15 protein-coding genes and 1 CRISPR repeat array are annotated in these 20,133 nt (G+C 52.1%); of the genes, 8 read left to right on the top strand and 7 right to left on the bottom strand.

Going from position 1 to position 20,133, the window contains the following annotated elements:
- Positions 1-32 precede the first annotated feature (32 nt).
- Both cysI and cysJ read right to left on the bottom strand, forming a co-directional pair.
- The gene (gene cysI, locus ACLJR2_RS02620; RefSeq protein ID WP_001290674.1) at positions 33-1,745 is read right to left on the bottom strand and encodes an assimilatory sulfite reductase (NADPH) hemoprotein subunit; all 1,713 of its coding nucleotides are present in this window, start codon (positions 1,743-1,745) and stop codon (positions 33-35) included.
- The gene (gene cysJ, locus ACLJR2_RS02615; protein ID WP_000210906.1) at positions 1,745-3,544 is read right to left on the bottom strand and encodes an NADPH-dependent assimilatory sulfite reductase flavoprotein subunit; all 1,800 of its coding nucleotides are present in this window, start codon (positions 3,542-3,544) and stop codon (positions 1,745-1,747) included. Before cysJ ends, cysI begins: the two co-directional genes overlap by 1 nt.
- 423 nt (positions 3,545-3,967) lie before the next feature.
- Here cysJ and queD point away from each other — a divergent pair, with 423 nt between their 5' ends.
- On the top strand, positions 3,968-4,330 hold the full coding sequence (queD, locus tag ACLJR2_RS02610) for a 6-carboxytetrahydropterin synthase QueD (RefSeq protein WP_000108313.1): 363 nt from the start codon (positions 3,968-3,970) through the stop codon (positions 4,328-4,330).
- 87 nt (positions 4,331-4,417) lie between these two features.
- Here the strand turns inward: queD and ACLJR2_RS02605 are convergent, their stop codons facing one another.
- The 5 genes from ACLJR2_RS02605 to mazG form a co-directional block, all read right to left on the bottom strand.
- Positions 4,418-5,215, bottom strand: coding sequence for an MBL fold metallo-hydrolase (locus ACLJR2_RS02605; protein ID WP_001208009.1), 798 nt, complete (start codon positions 5,213-5,215; stop codon positions 4,418-4,420).
- Between the two features lie 158 nt (positions 5,216-5,373).
- Positions 5,374-7,417: direct repeats of the CRISPR family, unit length 29 nt; unit sequence CGGTTTATCCCCGCTGGCGCGGGGAACAC.
- Positions 7,418-7,713: 296 nt separating this feature from the next.
- Entirely contained in the window at positions 7,714-8,385 is a 672-nt protein-coding gene (queE, locus tag ACLJR2_RS02600; RefSeq protein WP_001199961.1) for a 7-carboxy-7-deazaguanine synthase QueE, read from the bottom strand.
- A 135-nt stretch (positions 8,386-8,520) separates the two neighbouring features.
- Complete coding sequence (eno, locus tag ACLJR2_RS02595; protein WP_000036734.1) at positions 8,521-9,819, bottom strand: phosphopyruvate hydratase; 1,299 nt, start codon at positions 9,817-9,819, stop codon at positions 8,521-8,523.
- An 82-nt stretch (positions 9,820-9,901) separates the two neighbouring features.
- Positions 9,902-11,539: a glutamine hydrolyzing CTP synthase gene (pyrG, locus tag ACLJR2_RS02590; protein ID WP_000210863.1), complete on the bottom strand. Its 1,638-nt coding sequence runs from the start codon at positions 11,537-11,539 to the stop codon at positions 9,902-9,904.
- A gap of 227 nt (positions 11,540-11,766) precedes the next feature.
- Positions 11,767-12,567, bottom strand: coding sequence for a nucleoside triphosphate pyrophosphohydrolase (gene mazG / locus ACLJR2_RS02585; protein ID WP_000210454.1), 801 nt, complete (start codon positions 12,565-12,567; stop codon positions 11,767-11,769).
- A gap of 606 nt (positions 12,568-13,173) precedes the next feature.
- Between mazG and ACLJR2_RS02580 the strand changes: the two genes are divergently transcribed.
- The 7 genes from ACLJR2_RS02580 to ACLJR2_RS02550 all read left to right on the top strand — a co-directional run bounded on the left by ACLJR2_RS02580 (position 13,174) and on the right by ACLJR2_RS02550 (position 19,992).
- Positions 13,174-13,761, top strand: coding sequence for a fimbrial protein (locus tag ACLJR2_RS02580; RefSeq protein ID WP_001534282.1), 588 nt, complete (start codon positions 13,174-13,176; stop codon positions 13,759-13,761).
- Positions 13,762-13,843: 82 nt separating this feature from the next.
- Entirely contained in the window at positions 13,844-16,540 is a 2,697-nt protein-coding gene (locus ACLJR2_RS02575) for a fimbrial biogenesis outer membrane usher protein (protein WP_071586544.1), read from the top strand.
- Between the two features lie 12 nt (positions 16,541-16,552).
- A complete protein-coding gene (locus ACLJR2_RS02570; protein ID WP_001044458.1) occupies positions 16,553-17,326 on the top strand; it encodes a fimbria/pilus periplasmic chaperone in 774 nt (257 codons plus the stop codon).
- 19 nt (positions 17,327-17,345) lie between these two features.
- Entirely contained in the window at positions 17,346-17,852 is a 507-nt protein-coding gene (locus tag ACLJR2_RS02565) for a fimbrial protein (protein ID WP_000178257.1), read from the top strand.
- 14 nt (positions 17,853-17,866) lie between these two features.
- Complete coding sequence (locus ACLJR2_RS02560) at positions 17,867-18,337, top strand: fimbrial protein (protein ID WP_000832397.1); 471 nt, start codon at positions 17,867-17,869, stop codon at positions 18,335-18,337.
- Positions 18,334-18,870 carry a fimbrial protein gene (locus tag ACLJR2_RS02555; RefSeq protein WP_001079649.1) on the top strand — a complete coding sequence of 179 codons (537 nt, stop codon included), beginning with the start codon at positions 18,334-18,336 and terminating at the stop codon, positions 18,868-18,870. The genes ACLJR2_RS02560 and ACLJR2_RS02555 overlap by 4 nt, the downstream gene beginning before the upstream one ends.
- Before the next feature lie 129 nt (positions 18,871-18,999).
- The gene (locus ACLJR2_RS02550; protein WP_001534276.1) at positions 19,000-19,992 is read left to right on the top strand and encodes a hypothetical protein; all 993 of its coding nucleotides are present in this window, start codon (positions 19,000-19,002) and stop codon (positions 19,990-19,992) included.
- Positions 19,993-20,133: the final 141 nt, after the last annotated feature.

Genomic DNA, 20,133 nt, shown 5'->3' with positions numbered 1-20,133 from the left:
AGGCCTACGCAGACGCCATCCAGCAATTCAGGTTATTCCCAGAAATCACGCGCGGGATCGAGCACCGGGCGAATGATGCCCGCACGCACCGTAAAGTCGCCAAAGCCTTCACCCGCTTCGCGCTCTTTCGCCCAGCGCCCAATCAGTTCATCCAGCGAGGCCAGAATATCCGGCTCGGTGATATTTTCTTTATACATCCGTGGGATACGTGTCCCAATACGGTTGCCGCCAAGATGCAGGTTGTAGCGACCCGGCGCTTTCCCTACTAAGCCAATTTCCGCCAGCATCGCGCGGCCACAGCCGTTCGGGCAACCGGTCACGCGCATCACGATATGCTCATCAGGAATGCCGTGTTTTTCCAGAATCGCTTCCACTTTGTCCGTGAACGACGGCAGGAAACGCTCGGCTTCCGCCATTGCCAGCGGGCAGGTCGGGAACGATACACAGGCCATTGAGTTTTCACGCTGCGCGCTCACCGCATTCATCAGCCCATGATCGCGCGCCAGCGTCTCGATTTTCACTTTCTGGCTTTCCGGCACGCTGGCAATAATCAGGTTCTGGTTAGCGGTGATACGGAACTCGCCCTGATGAATCTTCGCGATCTCCAGCAGGCCGGTTTTCAACGGACGTCCTGGGTAATCCAGGATACGACCGTTTTCGATAAACAGCGTCAGGTGCCAGTTGTTGTCGATCCCTTTCACCCAACCGATACGATCGCCGCGACCGGTAAACTCATACGGGCGGATCGGCTCAAATTTGATCCCCGCGCGACGCTCGACTTCCGCTTTAAACGTCTCCAGTCCCACGCGCTCAAGGGTATATTTGGTTTTGGCGTTTTTACGATCGGTACGGTTACCCCAGTCACGCTGGGTCGTCACCACCGCTTCGGCTACCGCCAGGGTATGCTCCAGCGGCAGGAAGCCGAACTCGCTGGCTGTACGCGCGTAGGTTTTCTTATTACCGTGCTCAATAGACAGACCGCCGCCAACCAGCAGGTTAAAGCCCACCAGCTTGCCGTTTTCAGCAATCGCCACGAAGTTCATGTCGTTGGCGTGCAGATCGATATCGTTTTGCGGCGGGATCACCACCGTGGTTTTAAATTTACGCGGCAGATAGGTCTGACCGAGGATCGGCTCTTCATCGGTGGTCGCCACCTTCTCCTGATCGAGCCAGATCTCCGCATAGGCGCGAGTGCGCGGCAGCAGATGTTCAGAGATCTTCTTCGCCCATTCGTAGGCTTCAGCATGCAGCTGAGACTCGTACGGGTTAGAGGTACACAGCACGTTACGGTTCATATCGTTGGCGGTCGCCAGCGCGTCCAGCCCGACCGAATGCAGCATCTGGTGCACCGGCTTGACGTTCTTCTTCAGAATACCGTGAAACTGGAAGGTCTGGCGGTTGGTCAGACGGATACTGCCATAAATCGTGTTATCCGCCGCGAATTTGTCGATCGCTTGCCATTGCGTCGTAGTAATCACCCCGCCCGGCAGGCGGCAGCGCAGCAGCATGGCGTGGCGCGGCTCCAGCTTCTGCGCCGCACGCTCGGCGCGAATATCGCGGTCATCCTGCTGATACATGCCATGAAAGCGTATTAGCAGGAAGTTGTCGCCTTTAAAACCGCCGGTGAGACCGTCGTTCAGATCTTCCACAATGGTACCGCGCAGATAGCTGCTTTCCAGCTTCATGCGCTCGGCATCGGACAGTTTACCTTCGACCACCAGTGGGCCTGGATGTTTTTCGCTCATTAGTAGACATCTCGCTGATAACGGCGCTCTACGCGCAGCTCACTTAAATATTCATCTGCCGATTCGAGGTCCATACCGCCGAATTCAGCGATCACTTCCAGCAATGCTTTTTCGACATCTGCGGCCATACGCCTGGCGTCGCCGCAGACATAAATATGCGCGCCATCATTGATCCAGCGCCACAGCTCGGCGCCCTGTTCATGCAGCTTGTCTTGTACGTAAATTTTTTCTTTTTGATCGCGTGACCAGGCGAGATCGATACGGCTTAACAGTCCCTCTTTCACGTAGCGCTGCCACTCCACCTGATAGAGGAAATCTTCGGTAAAGTGCGGGTTGCCGAAGAACAGCCAGTTCTTGCCTTCCGCCCCTTCCGCCGCGCGTTGCTGCATAAAGGCGCGGAACGGCGCGATACCCGTACCTGGGCCAATCATAATCACCGGCGTCTGCGGATTCGCTGGCAGGCGGAAATTATCGTTGTGTTCAATAAACACGCGCACTTCGCCCTCTTCTTCCACGCGGTCGGCGAGGAAGCTGGAAGCACCACCCGTGCGGGCGCGGCCTTCAATATCGTAGCGCACGACGCCGACGGTTACGTGTACTTCGCTTTCGACTTCCGCCTGCGCGGAGGCGATGGAGTACAGACGCGGCGTCAGCGGGCGCAACAGGTCGATTAATGCTTCAGCGTCGAGCTGCGCCGGAGAGAAACGCACCATATCAACAATGGGCGTGGTCGCGGCGTAGTGCTGGAGCTGCGCTTTGTCGCCCACTAATGGCAACAGCGACTCACTGCGCGTCAGGGTCGCGTAGCTCTCAACAATGTTGGCGGTATTCACTGTCAGCTCGAAGTGCCACTCCAGCGCTTCGGCGAGCGGCAGGGTTTTACCGTCAACCGTCACCGGCTCATCGCCCTTCAGCCACAGCAACTCAACCAGCTCCTTCACCAGAGCCGGATCGTTCTGATACCAGACGCCCAGCGCATCGCCCGGCTGATAGCGCAGGCCGGAGTCGCCTAAATCAATCTCAATATGACGCACATCTTTTTCCGAGTTGCGACCGGTGATTTTCTGATTCACGGAGAGGGTCGCGATCAGCGGCGCGTCTTTAGTATAGGGGCTGGTGTGGATGTCGTTTACCGCGCCAGTAGCGACGGATTGCGAAGGTGCCGCGACAGGTGCGCGAGACTTCAGAACATCAACCACGCGGGCGCGCCATTCGCTGGCAGCTGCCTGATATTCAACGTCAGCATCGACACGGTCGAGCAGACGTTCACCGCCCAGTTCCGCCAGTTTGCTGTCGAAATCTTTTCCGGACTGGCAGAAAAATTCATAAGAGGTGTCGCCGAGGCTAAACACGGCAAAAGCGGTGTTTTCCAGTTTCGGCGCTTTTTTGGAGAACAGGAATTTATGCAGCGCGACGGCCTCTTCCGGCGGCTCGCCTTCTCCCTGGGTGGACGTCACTATCACCAACAGTTTTTCACTGGCAATCTGTTTGAATTTATAGTCGCCGGCGTTCACCAGTGTCACATTAAGGTTGGCCGCCAGCAGATCATCACGCAGCGCTTCCGCCACACGACGCGCGTTGCCGGTTTGCGAAGCGGAGATAAGCGTAACCCCCGGCATCTTCCCCTCAGGAGCAGGCGTGACGGCAACAGCGCCTGAGCGCGGGTTCAGTACGCCCCAAAAATAGCCGGAGACCCAGGCAAGCTGTTCGGGAGTAAGGTCGGTTGTCGCGGCCTGAAGGCGCGCCAGTTGCTCCGGATTAAGCGGAAGCAACCCAGTCAGTGGAGCCGGTGTCGTCATGCGTCGTTATGTTCCAGTAAGCAAAGCGGATCTATACACAAAATCATTCAAGTTCGCCGTAAGCTGAGCGCGCCCCAGGAGCGTACATAAATACGTGACTGGGGTGAGTAAACGCAGTCAACACAGATGCGGCTTGAAAGATGAAATGTATAAGCGATAAATCCCAAACTGAGGATAAGGTTAACGGTGAGAGGAATAACAATTAAAGAAGGGTTGGAAATAACAAATAACCAAATGAACTAACCTGTTTTAGTTATCGTGATTAACGCCAAAATCGATTTTATAATTGATTGATAATTATTAAATTTTCTGGAAATTCTTAAATTAATTGCCCGTCACAAGGCGGAGAATGGTTTTAGTTAATGATAAAAAATGCGCTTTCCGGTACCCTACGGCGGTTTTTTTATTGCCTGAGAGTTCATCATGTCCACCACGTTGTATAAAGATTTCACCTTTGAAGCCGCTCACCGCCTGCCACACGTGCCTGAAGGGCATAAGTGCGGCCGCCTGCACGGACACTCGTTTATGGTGCGTCTCGAAATTACCGGTGAAGTCGATCCGCATACCGGTTGGATTATGGATTTCGCGGATCTCAAAGCGGCGTTTAAACCGACTTACGATCGTCTTGATCACTACTATCTGAATGATATTCCAGGGCTGTCCAATCCCACCAGCGAAGTGCTGGCAAAATGGATTTGGGATCAGGTTAAGCCCGTCGTGCCGCTACTGAGCGCAGTGATGGTGAAAGAGACCTGTACAGCCGGCTGCGTCTATCGCGGCGAATAAGGTTTATTAACGCGTGGGCTGGATGGCAAATTGATTCCAGCCTATCCACACGACGTTTTATCAGTGAAAACATTGTCCAGCGCGGTGTTAAAAGCGCAGCACATCACCGGTTGCAGGTGCGGTTATTTCCGGTAGCCACAACCGCCCCCAGGCCCCTGTACAGTGACAACCGCATAGTTTTTCAGGTTTTTGTTCTTGCAGAAAGCGCCTGACTCGCCACAGCGTGAACGGTGATGCGCAGCGGAGATGAAATCCGCCGACAAGCGCGTAAATCCGCTTTATACCGGTAATGTTCTGACAGTGCCGGACAATATTTGCGATCCCCCGATGCCCGCATCCCGTAATGATGACTAATCCTTTTGTCGATTGGTAAATCAGTACGCCCTCATCCAAAATAGAGTCCGGCTCCGCATCGTGGCCGCCAAAAATGCCGTAGGCTTCAGGCGCAACCACTGGTATTTCCCCTGACCAGATAAAGTTTTCGCCAATCGGCAGAGGGTCACGCGTGTACATCATTCGGTAGCGTGAATAGTCCACCTCACGCGACAATTTTTTTATTTTCCGGGTAATACCGAGAAAAGTCATTGCCGCATAACGTTCGCGCGCAATATCGGGATGGCAGATGATTCGACTGTTGTCAGGAAGCCATGGCACGCCGCCGCAATGATCGTAATGACCATGCGAAAGCACCACAGCAGACACATCGGACAGGTCGATCCCCATCGCCGACGCGTTTTGCATAAAACTGCCATCAGGGCCGGTATCGAACAAGATCGACGTAGACTCATCCTCAACCAACAGGCTTAACCCTGGCCGGGCCTTCAACGATTTATCCGCTCCAGCTCCCTTATGATTTTCGAGCAATACCCTGATCCTTAACGCCATGGCCTTCTCCTGTCTAAAAGCCTCCCCGGGAAAACGCGGCCTTTTTACTTTACAGGTTTGTAGCAGCCATTACTGGTACACAGATTATGATTATGCAACGGCTATCCTTGTTGGCGCGGGGAACACGTGCCAGGGGGTTATATCGGTGAGTCTGGAGACGGTTTATCCCCGCTGGCGCGGGGAACACTCGGCCCGGAGGTTAATCCCCTCGCGTACCGGCGGTTTATCCCCGCTGGCGCGGGGAACACCTCAGCGTGTTAACGGTGAAATTTGCCAGGCGCGGTTTATCCCCGCTGGCGCGGGGAACACCTCACCCAGGCGGTAACGCAATTTTTCACGCGCGGTTTATCCCCGCTGGCGCGGGGAACACCAAAATTTTCGGCAGCGCATCACGCCAAGTAGCGGTTTATCCCCGCTGGCGCGGGGAACACGAATTGATTATTGCGCATAACCGGCTTTTTACCGGTTTATCCCCGCTGGCGCGGGGAACACATCCCAGCGGGCAATGTCCATGCGCACGCGGTCGGTTTATCCCCGCTGGCGCGGGGAACACGCTGCGACGACCGCAGCCGGGTCAGTGTTAACCCAGTTTATCCCCGCTGGCGCGGGGAACACGCTCGGTGAAAACCAGTCGCCCCAGCGCGTCGCGGTTTATCCCCGCTGGCGCGGGGAACACGACGCGTTCCCAAGCCTCACGCAATTGAGCCTCGGTTTATCCCCGCTGGCGCGGGGAACACTCATTGGGCGGACTCCTCAAAAAAAACCTCACCGGTTTATCCCCGCTGGCGCGGGGAACACATTTCAACCTCAGCCTCAGCACTCGCGATCACCGGTTTATCCCCGCTGGCGCGGGGAACACGCTGGTGTTTGCGCGTGGGAACGTGGCTAAAGCCGGTTTATCCCCGCTGGCGCGGGGAACACGATCCCGCCAAACCCAGCCTGCTGGTTAAGATCGGTTTATCCCCGCTGGCGCGGGGAACACCCGGCTTCATCCATGACCCTGAATTTCTCCGGCGGTTTATCCCCGCTGGCGCGGGGAACACATCAAATTTGGATTGGGGCGATCGCTACTCAGCGGTTTATCCCCGCTGGCGCGGGGAACACTGTTGTGGTCATATCATGTACCGACATCGCGTCGGTTTATCCCCGCTGGCGCGGGGAACACTCATCTTCTAAGGCCATGTGTGTTCCTTTTTTCGGTTTATCCCCGCTGGCGCGGGGAACACTGTTGTGGTCATATCATGTACCGACATCGCGTCGGTTTATCCCCGCTGGCGCGGGGAACACCAGTAGTTATACGGTTTGAATGATGTTGTGGTCGGTTTATCCCCGCTGGCGCGGGGAACACACCTCCGTCATTGCCGCCGCCTTTTATATAATCGGTTTATCCCCGCTGGCGCGGGGAACACCTGATATTGAAATCCCGGAACTCAACATAACTCGGTTTATCCCCGCTGGCGCGGGGAACACAACCAGTTGCCCGCTATCGTTGTTCCAGTTGCCGGTTTATCCCCGCTGGCGCGGGGAACACGCCAGCAGCACAGCCACAAGGAAGGATTTTTTCGGTTTATCCCCGCTGGCGCGGGGAACACATCGCGCTCGTAACGCAACGCCTGGAAAACGCCGGTTTATCCCCGCTGGCGCGGGGAACACGTATTTACTGCCGCCCGCAGAATATGTCAGGTCGGTTTATCCCCGCTGGCGCGGGGAACACGCGCCGGCCTCCCACCCCGGAATAGCAGCCGCCGGTTTATCCCCGCTGGCGCGGGGAACACATCGGCGCGCTGACGTAAGTCGTGGCCCCGGTCGGTTTATCCCCGCTGGCGCGGGGAACACTGTACCTGCAATATGGTAAATGATTATTTAATCGGTTTATCCCCGCTGGCGCGGGGAACACGAGGACCGGGACTGGACGATCAACGCCCTGACCGGTTTATCCCCGCTGGCGCGGGGAACACCCAAAAGTCACCACGTATTATGTCGTCTCCTGCGGTTTATCCCCGCTGGCGCGGGGAACACACGCCGGAACAACGAGCAGAGCATGACGCTGGCGGTTTATCCCCGCTGGCGCGGGGAACACTCGTGCTCCTGTCGGGATACCTCATGGGCGCCCGGTTTATCCCCGCTGGCGCGGGGAACACAGGTCGCGGACTGGCGAGGATACCGGGCGAACCGGTTTATCCCCGCTGGCGCGGGGAACACACTAAACGTATATCATTGTTTATAAACTATTTTTTATCAGCACCACATTCCACCAACATAATCGCAACAATTTAAATTATTAAAGAACAGCTAATTTGCTGATTTTGATGCAAAAAAGTTCATAGAATGATTTTTTCTTTAAATTTACCAAAATAGCGTGATCCGTGCATCGCTATGGAAAAATTTATCAGCGCTTTTATACACTCATCGAAATTCGCATAGAGAAAATAAACAATGCAAGGTAATGGATGGGTCACAGACGGCATCGGCAGGCCGTCTGTAAGATTAGTAATGCATCAGGCGATATTTAAATATTTATGCGTTTGCATAGACAGCCGCCAGTTACGTGCAATACAAGTTTCAATACACAGACGCGTCGCGTCTTCTTTCTGGCTAATAGGCTGTAAAGCAATCACGCGCGGTTTATCATCGCTCAACGTGGCTAACAGTTCATCCAGCGCCTCAATATCACGAACTCGCCCAACGGGATGCTTGATTTCATTAGCACGCTCCAGCGCCTGGGAAAGCACGTCATATCCCCCGCGCATATTTACTTTTGGTGAAACCGTGACCCAGGTGTTAGGCGTACAGCGCACTTCATGCGTCCCGCTGGTTTCAATCTGGCAACTAAAACCACTCTTTTCAAGCAGATCGGTGAGCGGCATGAGGTCGTGAATACAGGGTTCGCCACCGGTGATGACAACGTGACGCGCGGTATAGCCCTGACGATTAATTACTGCCAGCAAGTCTTCACTGCTCGCAGCACCCCATTTGTCGCTCTCTTTGGTTTTTGCCAGAATGCTGAACAGAGACACTTCCCGATCGCTCAGTTTATCCCAGGTATGCTTAGTATCACACCAGGCACAGCCGACCGGACATCCCTGTAAACGAATAAAAATAGCGGGGACGCCGGTAAAATAACCCTCGCCTTGTAGGGTCTGGAACATCTCGTTAATCGGGTACTGCATAGCGTTCTCTGTTAAGGGGATAATCGTTAATTATTGCAGATTTCGTCTGCCCGGTCATGCACAGCGGCTGCGCTATTGAACCGATACAAAAAAACCCGCCGAAGCGGGTTTATACGTTAAGAGGTAAAAGCAGGATTACGCCTGGCCTTTGATCTCTTTACGACCGTTATACGGTGCTTTTTCGCCCAGAGCTTCTTCGATACGAATCAGCTGGTTGTATTTAGCAACGCGGTCAGAACGGCTCATAGAACCGGTTTTGATCTGGCCTGCAGCGGTACCAACAGCCAGGTCAGCGATGGTAGCGTCTTCAGTTTCACCAGAACGGTGAGAGATGACAGCAGTGTAGCCAGCGTCTTTCGCCATCTTGATTGCAGCCAGAGTTTCGGTCAGAGAACCGATCTGGTTGAATTTGATCAGGATGGAGTTAGCGATGCCTTTCTCGATGCCTTCTTTCAGGATTTTGGTGTTGGTTACGAACAGGTCGTCACCAACCAGCTGGATTTTGTCGCCCAGTACTTTGGTCTGGTATGCAAAACCGTCCCAGTCAGACTCGTCCAGACCATCTTCGATGGAAACGATCGGGTACTGTTTGGTCAGTTCTTCCAGGAAGTGGGTGAATTCTTCGGAGGTGAACGCTTTGTTGCCTTCGCCAGCCAGAACGTATTTACCGTCTTTGTAGAATTCAGATGCTGCGCAGTCCATCGCCAGGGTGATGTCTTTACCCAGCTCGTAACCAGCCGCTTTAACCGCTTCAGCGATAACAGCCAGTGCTTCCGCGTTGGAGCCCAGGTTCGGCGCATAGCCGCCTTCGTCACCCACAGCGGTGTTCATGCCTTTGCCTTTCAGCACTTTTGCCAGGTGATGGAAAACTTCAGAACCCATACGGATGGCTTCTTTAACCGTTTTCGCGCCAACCGGCTGGATCATGAATTCCTGGATGTCGACGTTGTTGTCAGCGTGCTCGCCGCCGTTGATGATGTTCATCATCGGAACCGGCATGGAGTATTTGCCCGGAGTGCCGTTCAGTTCAGCAATGTGCTCGTACAGCGGCATACCTTTAGCGGCAGCAGCAGCTTTAGCGTTAGCCAGAGAGACAGCCAGAATGGCGTTTGCACCGAAGTTAGATTTGTTTTCAGTACCGTCCAGGTCGATCATGATTTTGTCGATGCCAGCCTGGTCTTTAGCGTCTTTGCCAAGAATAGCCTGAGCAATCGGGCCGTTAACCGCGCCAACAGCTTTGGTTACGCCTTTACCCAGGAAACGGGATTTGTCGCCATCGCGCAGTTCCAGCGCTTCGCGGGAACCAGTAGAAGCACCTGACGGAGCCGCCGCCATACCTACGAAACCACCTTCCAGGTGTACTTCAGCTTCAACAGTCGGGTTACCACGGGAGTCGATGATTTCACGACCGATGACTTTAACGATTTTGGACATTAGGTTTTCCTCAAGTCACTAGTTAAACTAAAACTTCAGACAAACGGTGCACCGCTGAGGGTGCACCGCCGTTCTAACTTTTTTACTTCGCCTGACGTTTCTGATGCTCGTTGGCGGCTTTAACAAAGCCAGCGAACAACGGATGTCCATCACGCGGCGTGGAAGTAAATTCCGGATGGAACTGACAGGCCACGAACCACGGATGATTCGGTACCTCAATGATCTCGACTAACTGATCATCACCGGAACGGCCTGCGACACGCAGACCCGCTGCTTCAATTTGTTTCAACAACATATTGTTGACTTCGTAACGATGGCGATGACGTTCAACAATCGTCGACGCGCCGTACAACTGACGTACCAGACTGTCATCGCTAAGCTGGCACTGCTGCGCGCCCAGGCGCATGGTGCCGCCCAGATCGCTTTTCTCGCTACGGACTTCAACGTTACCGTCTTCATCGCGCCACTCGGTAATTAACGCCACAACCGGGTACTTACAGTCTGGCACAAATTCCGTTGAGTTGGCGTTGTCCATGCCGGCCACGTTACGAGCGAACTCAATCAACGCAACCTGCATCCCCAGGCAAATGCCCAGATAAGGAATATTGTTTTCACGCGCATAGCGCGCAGTGGCGATTTTACCTTCAACGCCACGATAGCCGAAGCCGCCGGGGATCAGGATAGCGTCCAAATCTTTCAGAATTTCGACGCCGCGCGTTTCAACATCTTGCGAATCGATCAATTTGATGTTGACGGTAACGCGGTTTTTCAGACCACCGTGTTTCAGCGCTTCGATCACCGACTTATAGGCATCCGGCAGTTCAATATATTTGCCGACCATGCCGATAGTCACTTCGCCTGCCGGGTTCGCTTCTTCGTAAATGACCTGTTCCCATTCAGACAGGTTAGCTTCCGGACAGTTCAAGCTGAATCGTTTACAAATATAATCATCAAGCCCCTGAGATTTCAACAGGCCCGGAATTTTATAAATGGAATCGACATCTTTCATTGAAATAACGGCTTTTTCCGGCACATTACAGAACAATGCAATTTTTGCACGCTCGTTGGCAGGAACCGCGCGATCGGAACGACAAATCAGAATATCGGGCTGAATACCGATAGACAGCAGCTCTTTCACGGAGTGCTGAGTCGGTTTAGTTTTCACTTCGCCCGCAGCCGCCAGGTAAGGTACTAGCGTCAGGTGCATAAACAGCGCGTGTTCACGACCGATATCTACCGCCAATTGACGAATCGCCTCAAGAAACGGCAGCGATTCGATATCACCGACGGTACCGCCGATTTCCACCAGTACCACATCGTGGCCTTCGCCGCCTTCCAGCACGCGCTCTTTAATCGCGTTAGTGATGTGAGGGATTACCTGTACGGTTGCGCCCAGATAGTCGCCACGGCGTTCTTTACGCAGAACGTCGGAGTAGATGCGGCCAGTCGTGAAGTTGTTGCGGCGAGACATCTTGGTGCGGATGAAACGCTCGTAGTGCCCCAGGTCCAGGTCGGTTTCAGCGCCGTCTTCAGTAACGAACACTTCCCCGTGTTGGATTGGGCTCATAGTACCCGGATCGACGTTGATGTACGGATCCAGTTTCATGATGGTCACGTTGAGACCACGGGCTTCCAGAATGGCTGCGAGGGAGGCTGCGGCAATGCCTTTACCCAGAGAGGATACGACCCCGCCGGTCACAAAAATATAGTTCGTTGTCATGCGGAACCTGAGAAGTTAGGTTTAAAAGACGATGGAATAACCAGGACGGGAAAGCAGTATACCCGAACATGACCTACGCCACAAACTTTCATTATTCCTCCTCTTCGTCAGGCTGACATTCACACAGGGAGGGAGAAAATAGCCCCTTTGAGGCAAATGTTTTTGACGTAAATCAAGCGCTTGTTATTTAAAAAATCACACAAATCGCTCTTGACCGCCTAAAACCTTTAGAGATCAATTTCCTGGCGTTTTACTTCCTGCCAAACTTCTTCCATTGTTTCCAGGTCCACCCCGGTCATTTCCAGGCCTCTGGCTGCGACAATACGTTCAACTTCGCGAAAACGACGTTCAAATTTATCGTTCGCTTTTTGCAAAGCGAGCTCCGCTTTCGTACCTAAATGACGCGCCATGTTGACCGTGGCAAAGAGCAAATCGCCCATTTCCTCTTCCAGTTTAGCCTGATCAACAACCGCCTGCCGCGCCTCGAACATCACCTCATCGATCTCTTCATAGACCTTATCGACGACCGGTCCCAGCGTCGTCCAGTCAAAACCCACGTTTGAGCAACGTTTCTGGATTTTTTGCGCGCGCATTAAGGCCGGTAAGCTGCGCGGAATATCGTCCAGCGCGGAATGCTGCGCTTTTTGCGCGCGCTCTTCCGTTTTGATTTGCTCCCAGCGAGCTAAGACTTCTTCGCTATTATCAGCGGAAAGCTCGCCAAAAACATGCGGATGGCGGCGCTCCAGCTTGTCGCTGATGGCAGCGCAGATATCATTAAAATCGAAGCGGCCTTCTTCCTGCGCCATCTGCGCGTAAAACACCACCTGGAACAACAGGTCGCCCAGTTCGCCGCGCAAATCGTCAAAATCCTCACGCGCAATCGCATCCAGTACTTCATAGGTTTCTTCCAGCGTATAAGGCGCGATGCTGGCGAAGGTCTGCTCTTTATCCCACGGGCAGCCGTTTTCCGGGTCACGCAGGCGCTGCATGAGGGTGAGAAGACGGTCAATTTGATGGTTAGTTGTCATGGTTTTTAATCGGTTGTAAATACCAGCGACAATTGTAACGTATTATTCTTAACCATTCACGCACAGAGACACTACGGCAACGCCTATATAATAAAATATATTGTTAACAGGTGTTGAATGCTACCTTTCCCGTATAACTTTAAAATTATTAATCGATACACAACAATATAATAATCATATAACTAATTTATTAAAAAAACAGATATTTGCACCAGACATTATAAATAACATCAATTAAGTAAAAAAATTATGCAAACACTATAAGTACCCCACCCAAAGAGCCTTCCCTTTCAAAAAAATAAATTATTTCACTTTTACGGAAAAACGAGTAGCATGCACGCCAGTTTAATATTCAAAAAAGACCGCTTTTTTTTGTTTTTTTCTGGAACATACATGAAATAAATATATTGAAAGTATTACATATAATATTCAATGAGCAGGTACGATCATTCAGCTCATAAGAATATACTCATAAAAATGTAGAAATATAATATTTTTATTATGACCTATTTTTACCCAAAGCCCGCAGCATGGCCCTATGCCGCATATCCCTTGGTATACGCGTACAAAATGCTGCCATAAAACACGTTAATTAAGGATAACACGATGAAGTCATCTCATTTTTGTAAACTGGCAGTAACTGCATCTTTAGTTATGGGAATTGTCTCCGGCGCTCAAGCCGCGGGTAGCAACACAGCAAAGGTCACTTTCCTTGGTAATATTGTTGACTCCCCCTGCTCTCTCACATTGGATACGGAAGATCAAACAGTCAATATGGGCTCAAGTATCGGTAATGGCACGCTGAGTAATGGTAAAACGACCATCAACAATGCCCGTACCTTTCATATCGATCTTGAGGGTTGTACCTGGGCTACCGAGAAAAATATGAATGTGGTATTCACTACAGGTAGTGGAACCACAGCGGCTACAGGCGCCACGGATAATCTCGCGCTGATGAAGACTGACGGCACTGGCGCTATTAGCAACGTAAGCCTGGCAATCGGCGATGCTGGCAAAAACAATATCAAACTGGGCGATACCTATACACAGGCCATTGCGGACCTGGACGGAGACACCATCCTTGATGAGAAGCAAAGCCTGAATTTCACCGCCTGGCTGGTTGGCGCAGCAACCGGCACCGTAGGCACAGGTGAATTCAGCAGCGCCGCCAACGTCACTATCTCTTACCTGTAATTCAGTTAACAGAGTCACGACGATAATACCCTGCCGCTTTAGGTAGGGTATTCCTGTTGAGTTTTATTGCGGAATATATTTGATGAATAACACATGGAAAAGTGTTCTTTGCCCAATAGCGTGCGGAGTGGGAATGCTTCTAAGCGTCTCCCCTTATAGCGCGTCAGGCAAAGACATCGAATTTAATACCGATTTCCTCGATGTAAAAAATCGCGATAACGTTAACATTGCACAGTTTTCTCGTAAGGGTTTTATTCTGCCAGGCGTCTACCTTTTACAAATTAAAATTAACGGACAGACTCTGCCGCAGGAATTTCCTGTTAACTGGGTTATTCCAGAACATGACCCACAAGGAAGTGAGGTTTGCGCAGAACCAGAATTAGTTACGCAATTGGGTATAAAGCCGGAACTCGCGGAAAAACTCGTCTGGATAACGCACGGTGAACGACAATGTCTGGCGCCAGATTCACTGAAAGGCATGGATTTTCAGGCCGACCTGGGACACTCCACGCTGCTGGTGAATTTACCCCAGGCGTATATGGAATACAGCGATGTCGACTGGGACCCACCCGCCCGCTGGGATAATGGTATTCCCGGCATCATTCTGGATTACAACATTAATAATCAGCTCCGCCACGATCAAGAAAGCGGCAGCGAAGAGCAAAGCATCAGCGGCAACGGGACGTTAGGCGCGAACCTGGGCGCATGGCGACTGCGGGCCGACTGGCAGGCCAGCTACGACCATCGTGACGATGACGAGAACACTTCCACCCTCCACGATCAGAGCTGGAGCCGCTACTACGCCTATCGCGCACTACCGACGCTCGGGGCCAAACTTACGCTGGGCGAAAGCTATCTCCAGTCCGATGTTTTCGACAGCTTTAACTATATCGGTGCCAGCGTCGTTTCTGACGATCAGATGCTGCCGCCGAAACTGCGCGGCTATGCGCCGGAGATCGTGGGCATTGCGCGTTCTAACGCAAAAGTCAAAGTCTCCTGGCAGGGGCGCGTACTGTATGAAACGCAGGTGCCCGCAGGACCGTTCCGTATTCAGGATCTCAACCAGTCCGTTTCCGGTACGTTGCACGTCACCGTGGAAGAGCAGAACGGTCAGACCCAGGAGTTTGACGTTAACACCGCATCGGTTCCCTTCCTGACGCGCCCCGGCATGGTGCGCTACAAGATGGCGCTGGGCCGCCCGCAGGACTGGGATCATCACCCCATTACCGGCACATTCGCCTCGGCGGAAGCTTCGTGGGGGGTCACCAACGGCTGGTCGCTATATGGCGGCGCAATTGGAGAAAGCAACTATCAGGCCGTGGCGCTGGGAAGCGGTAAGGATCTTGGCGTGGTGGGCGCGGTGGCGGTCGACATTACGCACTCCATCGCCCACATGCCGCAAGACGACGGGTTTGACGGCGAAACTCTGCAGGGTAACTCATATCGCATCAGCTACTCCCGTGACTTTGATGAAATCGACAGCCGACTGACCTTTGCCGGATACCGCTTCTCAGAAAAGAACTTTATGAGCATGAGCGACTATCTGGATGCGAAAACCTATCATCATCTCAATGCCGGTCACGAAAAAGAACGCTATACGGTCACCTATAACCAGAACTTCCGTGAACAGGGCATGAGCGCCTATTTCAGCTACTCACGCAGTACCTTCTGGGACAGCCCGGATCAGAGTAACTATAACCTGTCTCTTTCCTGGTACTTCGACTTAGGGTCGATAAAAAATCTCAGTGCGTCGCTGAACGGCTATCGCAGCGAATATAACGGTGATAAAGATGATGGTGTCTATATCTCGCTGTCTGTTCCCTGGGGCAATGATTCCATCAGCTACAACGGTACGTTTAACGGTAGTCAACACCGTAATCAGCTCGGCTATTCCGGCCACAGCCAGAACGGCGATAACTGGCAGCTTCACGTCGGGCAGGATGAACAAGGCGCGCAGGCAGACGGTTATTACAGCCATCAGGGCGCGCTGACGGACATCGATCTGAGCGCGGATTATGAAGAAGGATCGTACCGTTCGCTGGGTATGTCGCTGCGCGGCGGCATGACGCTGACCACCCAGGGCGGCGCGCTACACCGGGGAAGTTTAGCGGGCAGCACACGTTTGCTGGTTGATACCGACGGCATTGCGGACGTCCCCGTTAGCGGTAACGGCTCGCCAACCTCAACCAACATTTTCGGCAAGGCCGTGATTGCGGATGTCGGAAGCTATTCGCGCAGCCTGGCGCGTATCGATCTGAACAAATTGCCGGAGAAGGCGGAAGCTACTAAGTCGGTTGTGCAGATCACGCTCACCGAAGGCGCCATCGGCTACCGTCACTTTGACGTGGTCAGCGGCGAGAAAATGATGGCGGTTTTCCGGCTGGCAGACGGCGACTTCCCACCGTTCGGCGCCGAAGTGAAAAACGAGCGCCAGCAGCAGTTGGGCCTGGTGGCCGATGACGGCAACGCCTGGCTGGCGGGCGTAAAAGCCGGGGAAACATTGAAAGTCTTCTGGGATGGCGCGGCGCAGTGTGAAGCATCACTCCCGCCCACGTTTACACCGGAGCTATTGGCCAACGCGCTATTGCTGCCGTGCAAAATGCTGGAAGGTCAGCCCCCCACCGCACCGCAGAAAAGTTCTCCGCTGCCTGCGCAACCGCTAATCCAGGAACATACGCAAACCGATGGCCAACCGGCCGCGCCGGTGGCGACAACCACTCAAACCCCGCCCATACCGCTGGCTGACAACCATGCGGTGAATCGCAAGGATATGGAATAAAGGGAACCTGTAATGAACAAGACCAACCATTTTAAGCGCCAGGCGCTTATCGCTTCGGTATTACTGGCTGCGCCGCTGGTATCGCACAGCGCGATTGTGCCGGATCGTACCCGCGTTATTTTTAACGGCAATGAAAATTCAATCACCGTCACGCTGAAAAACGGCAACGCCACTCTGCCCTACCTCGCACAGGCGTGGCTGGAAGACGATAAGTTCGCCAAAGATACCCGCTATTTTACCGCCCTGCCGCCGCTGCAGCGTATTGAGCCAAAATCCGACGGGCAGGTTAAAGTCCAGCCGTTACCAGCCGCGGCTAGCCTACCGCAGGACCGGGAAAGTCTGTTTTATTTCAACGTGCGGGAAATTCCGCCGAAAAGCGATAAGCCTAATACGCTCCAGCTGGCGCTGCAAACGCGTATTAAGTTTTTCTACCGCCCGGTAGCCGTCGCCCGGCAGGTGGATAAGGCGCACCCGTGGCAAACGAAGCTCACGCTGACCTACCAGGGCGATGGTGTGATCTTCGACAACCCCACACCGTTTTACCTCGTCATCAGCAATGCCGGTAGCAAAGAGAACGAAACCGCCTCCGGCTTTAAAAACCTGCTGATTGCCCCGCGTGAAAAAGTGACCTCTCCCATCAAAGGTGCCTCGCTCGGCAGCTCGCCGGTGGTGGGCTACGTCGATGATTACGGCGGCCATCGCCTGCTGGTTTTCACCTGCTCAGGGAATACCTGTAAGGTCAATGAGGAAAAAACCCGTGACGCTGAGAAGAAAGCGAATAAGTAATCCTGTGCGAAAGAGATCCATGACGATGTTGACTCGCTGGAAAATACTGGTGCTGCTGTGCGGTGGATTCGTTGCCGGCACCGAGGCTGCCGGCACAAAAACCGTGCAACTGGAGCTACATCTGGTCGTCACTCAACCACCGCCCTGTACGATAGGCGGCGCTTCCGTAGAGTTTGGCGATGTCCTGACCACCAAAGTTGGCGATGCTTCTCAAACGAAACCTGTGGGCTACAGCCTGAACTGCGATGGCAGAGCGAGCGACTATCTGAAGCTACAAATTCAGGGGACCACCACCACCATCAGCGGGGAGCAGGTTCTGCAAACTTCGGTTCAGGGGTTAGGCATCCGTATTCAGCAGGCGGGCAATAAGCAACTGGTTCCGGTTGGCATAACGGATTGGCTGAACTTCACCCTGAGCGGCAGCAATGGGCCGGAGCTGGAAGCCGTACCGGTTAAAGAGCCCACCACGCAGTTAGCGGGTGGCGATTTTAACGCCAGTGCGACGTTAGTCGTGGATTACCAGTGATGGAGAGATTCATAGTGAAAAGGGTGCTTATCCTGACGCTTTTAATCACCCAGTTTGCCTGCGCCGACAATTTGACCTTTCACGGCAAACTGATAAACCCGCCCGCCTGTACTATCAATAATGGTGAAACGCTGGAGGTCAGTTTTGGTAGCGTGATTATTGATAATATTGACGGCGTCAATTACCTGACCGAGATCCCGTGGACCCTTACCTGCGACAGCAGCTTTCGCGATGACGCATTAACTTTTACGTTGAGCTATCTGGGCACGGCGACGCCTTACTCCGCAAATGCCTTAACCACCAATGTCCCTGAGCTGGGCATTGAACTTCAGCAGAACGGCACGGTGTTTCCTCCCGGCACGTCGCTAACTATCGATGAATCATCGCTTCCCACACTAAAAGCCGTGCCGGTAAAACAGCCCGGTACAGAGCCTGCCGAAGGCGATTTTGAGGCTTTTGCCACGTTACAGGTGGATTACCAATGAACCGTATTTTTCAAACTGCCGGGCATTTGATCGGAGGCGTAATGTTATGGGCGGTTTGCAATACGCTACCTGCCGCCACGCCTAATGTGCACTACAGCGGTAAGCTGGTTGCCGGCGCCTGTAACCTGGTAGTGGATAATGACACGATGGCAACGGTGGATTTTCATACTATTGGCAGTGACAATTTCGACGCCAGCGGGCAAACGACTCCTGTTCCATTCACACTTAGCCTCCAGGATTGCAAAACAGCGCTAGCCAACGGCGTGCTGGTGACCTTTCAGGGCGTTGAAGACAGTACCCTGCCCGGACTGCTGGCGCTGGAGCCCTCGTCGAAGGCCAGTGGTTTTGCGATTGGCGTGGAAACGGCTGCACAGCAACCAGTGAGTATCAATGCAACAGAGGGTACAGCTTTTGTGCTGAAGGAAGGGATTACCACCATCAACTTGCAGGCCAGGCTGCAAAAATACGCTGGTGAAGATGTTATGCCGGGGGAATTTAGTAGCACTGTAACGGTTAACTTTGAATATCAGTAGGTATATGAACAAAAATCTAAAGCTCAAAAAAGATAAACCACATGATAATTTATAATCATTAATACTACCATCACACTCCAGGATCCCTTCCTGTGGAAAGGATAAAACTAACTACGGATAAAAAGAAAAATGAAAAAGATATTTTGCGGTGTTGTTTTATACATTTTTTGCAACTTTAGTTATGCGGCCTTGATTGAGGTAAACCTCGGGGGAACATTAGTATTTAACAATCGTCTCTATGGTTCACTGTTTCCTTGTTCCACCGTTTGCAGCCTGGCACCTATAGAGTCAAATTATACCAATACTGGTACCGGAGACTACTATACTATTACGTCAACCCTTAGTATCCCTGCAGGATTAGAAATTGCCAAAATAGGGGGTTATAGTGTTTCAGTTAGCCAAAACATTAATGTCACAAGCGTAAGTACTTGTGATAGCAAACCCAGAATACCGAGCGTTTACCCTACCCCGTGTCAAAGTAACAATCCAATCGATGTAGCTATCCCCTTAACTATTGATAAAGGCGCAGTAATTACACGTAATACTATTAGAATAAGAGATACAAGACAAAGTTGGTTGAATGCGAGTAGCAGTGTAGGTTCCATACAATTAACTGGTGATATCACTGCAAGCAACATTACTTATGCAAGCGCAAACCCAATACGCGCTTCACTAAATACCATCATAGGCAATGATATTAACTCTTCCATATCGATTAATGGTCCCACTGCAACAAGTCTTTATGGAACAGCCACCTATTTCACTGGCACTGAAACTGCATCAACAATGGACAGTAAATTAATACCTACTGCGCTTGATGCTTCCTTTGACGGAGATATTATTACTCACAACATAGAAAAAAAGTATATTGGAAGCGCTGACAAACTAAAGATTACATCTATTTATATTTTTAGCGATGGGAATCTATGTAGTGGCTATGATTGCATGTACACTAATGAAAATGCCAAAGTAAATGTTCAATGCCCTGATAAAAAAGCAACTTTAGAGTTTAAACCAGCATCGTATGTAAGTGGTGGTAATATAGGTAACCTAGTTGGCTCATGGGGAAATGTAAATATTGATACAACTTGTGCAATCACCGTTTTGATACCCTACGAATAAACACAGGAAAAATGATGACCATAAGCAAAAGAATCATAATTTCATTTATTCTATTTATGTGCTTCACCAACAATACATTTGGATCTGGATACGTTAAGATCAATGCCGAATTGAATGATATGGCAGGTAGATGGGCAGGCA

This window comes from Salmonella sp. SAL03688 (genome assembly GCF_046551895.1).
GTDB lineage: Bacteria > Pseudomonadota > Gammaproteobacteria > Enterobacterales > Enterobacteriaceae > Salmonella > Salmonella enterica.
This window is presented reverse-complemented; position numbering and strand designations above follow the sequence as displayed.

Bases quoted from the DNA above. Each gene is read 5' to 3' on its own strand.
- cysI (WP_001290674.1), bottom strand. From the start codon at position 1,745: ATGAGCGAAAAACATCCAGGCCCACTGGTGGTCGAAGGTAAACTGTCC.
- cysJ (WP_000210906.1), bottom strand. From the start codon at position 3,544: ATGACGACACCGGCTCCACTGACTGGGTTGCTTCCGCTTAATCCGGAG.
- queD (WP_000108313.1), top strand. From the start codon at position 3,968: ATGTCCACCACGTTGTATAAAGATTTCACCTTTGAAGCCGCTCACCGC.
- ACLJR2_RS02605 (WP_001208009.1), bottom strand. From the start codon at position 5,215: ATGGCGTTAAGGATCAGGGTATTGCTCGAAAATCATAAGGGAGCTGGA.
- queE (WP_001199961.1), bottom strand. From the start codon at position 8,385: ATGCAGTACCCGATTAACGAGATGTTCCAGACCCTACAAGGCGAGGGT.
- eno (WP_000036734.1), bottom strand. From the start codon at position 9,819: ATGTCCAAAATCGTTAAAGTCATCGGTCGTGAAATCATCGACTCCCGT.
- pyrG (WP_000210863.1), bottom strand. From the start codon at position 11,539: ATGACAACGAACTATATTTTTGTGACCGGCGGGGTCGTATCCTCTCTG.
- mazG (WP_000210454.1), bottom strand. From the start codon at position 12,567: ATGACAACTAACCATCAAATTGACCGTCTTCTCACCCTCATGCAGCGC.
- ACLJR2_RS02580 (WP_001534282.1), top strand. From the start codon at position 13,174: ATGAAGTCATCTCATTTTTGTAAACTGGCAGTAACTGCATCTTTAGTT.
- ACLJR2_RS02575 (WP_071586544.1), top strand. From the start codon at position 13,844: ATGAATAACACATGGAAAAGTGTTCTTTGCCCAATAGCGTGCGGAGTG.
- ACLJR2_RS02570 (WP_001044458.1), top strand. From the start codon at position 16,553: ATGAACAAGACCAACCATTTTAAGCGCCAGGCGCTTATCGCTTCGGTA.
- ACLJR2_RS02565 (WP_000178257.1), top strand. From the start codon at position 17,346: ATGACGATGTTGACTCGCTGGAAAATACTGGTGCTGCTGTGCGGTGGA.
- ACLJR2_RS02555 (WP_001079649.1), top strand. From the start codon at position 18,334: ATGAACCGTATTTTTCAAACTGCCGGGCATTTGATCGGAGGCGTAATG.
- ACLJR2_RS02550 (WP_001534276.1), top strand. From the start codon at position 19,000: ATGAAAAAGATATTTTGCGGTGTTGTTTTATACATTTTTTGCAACTTT.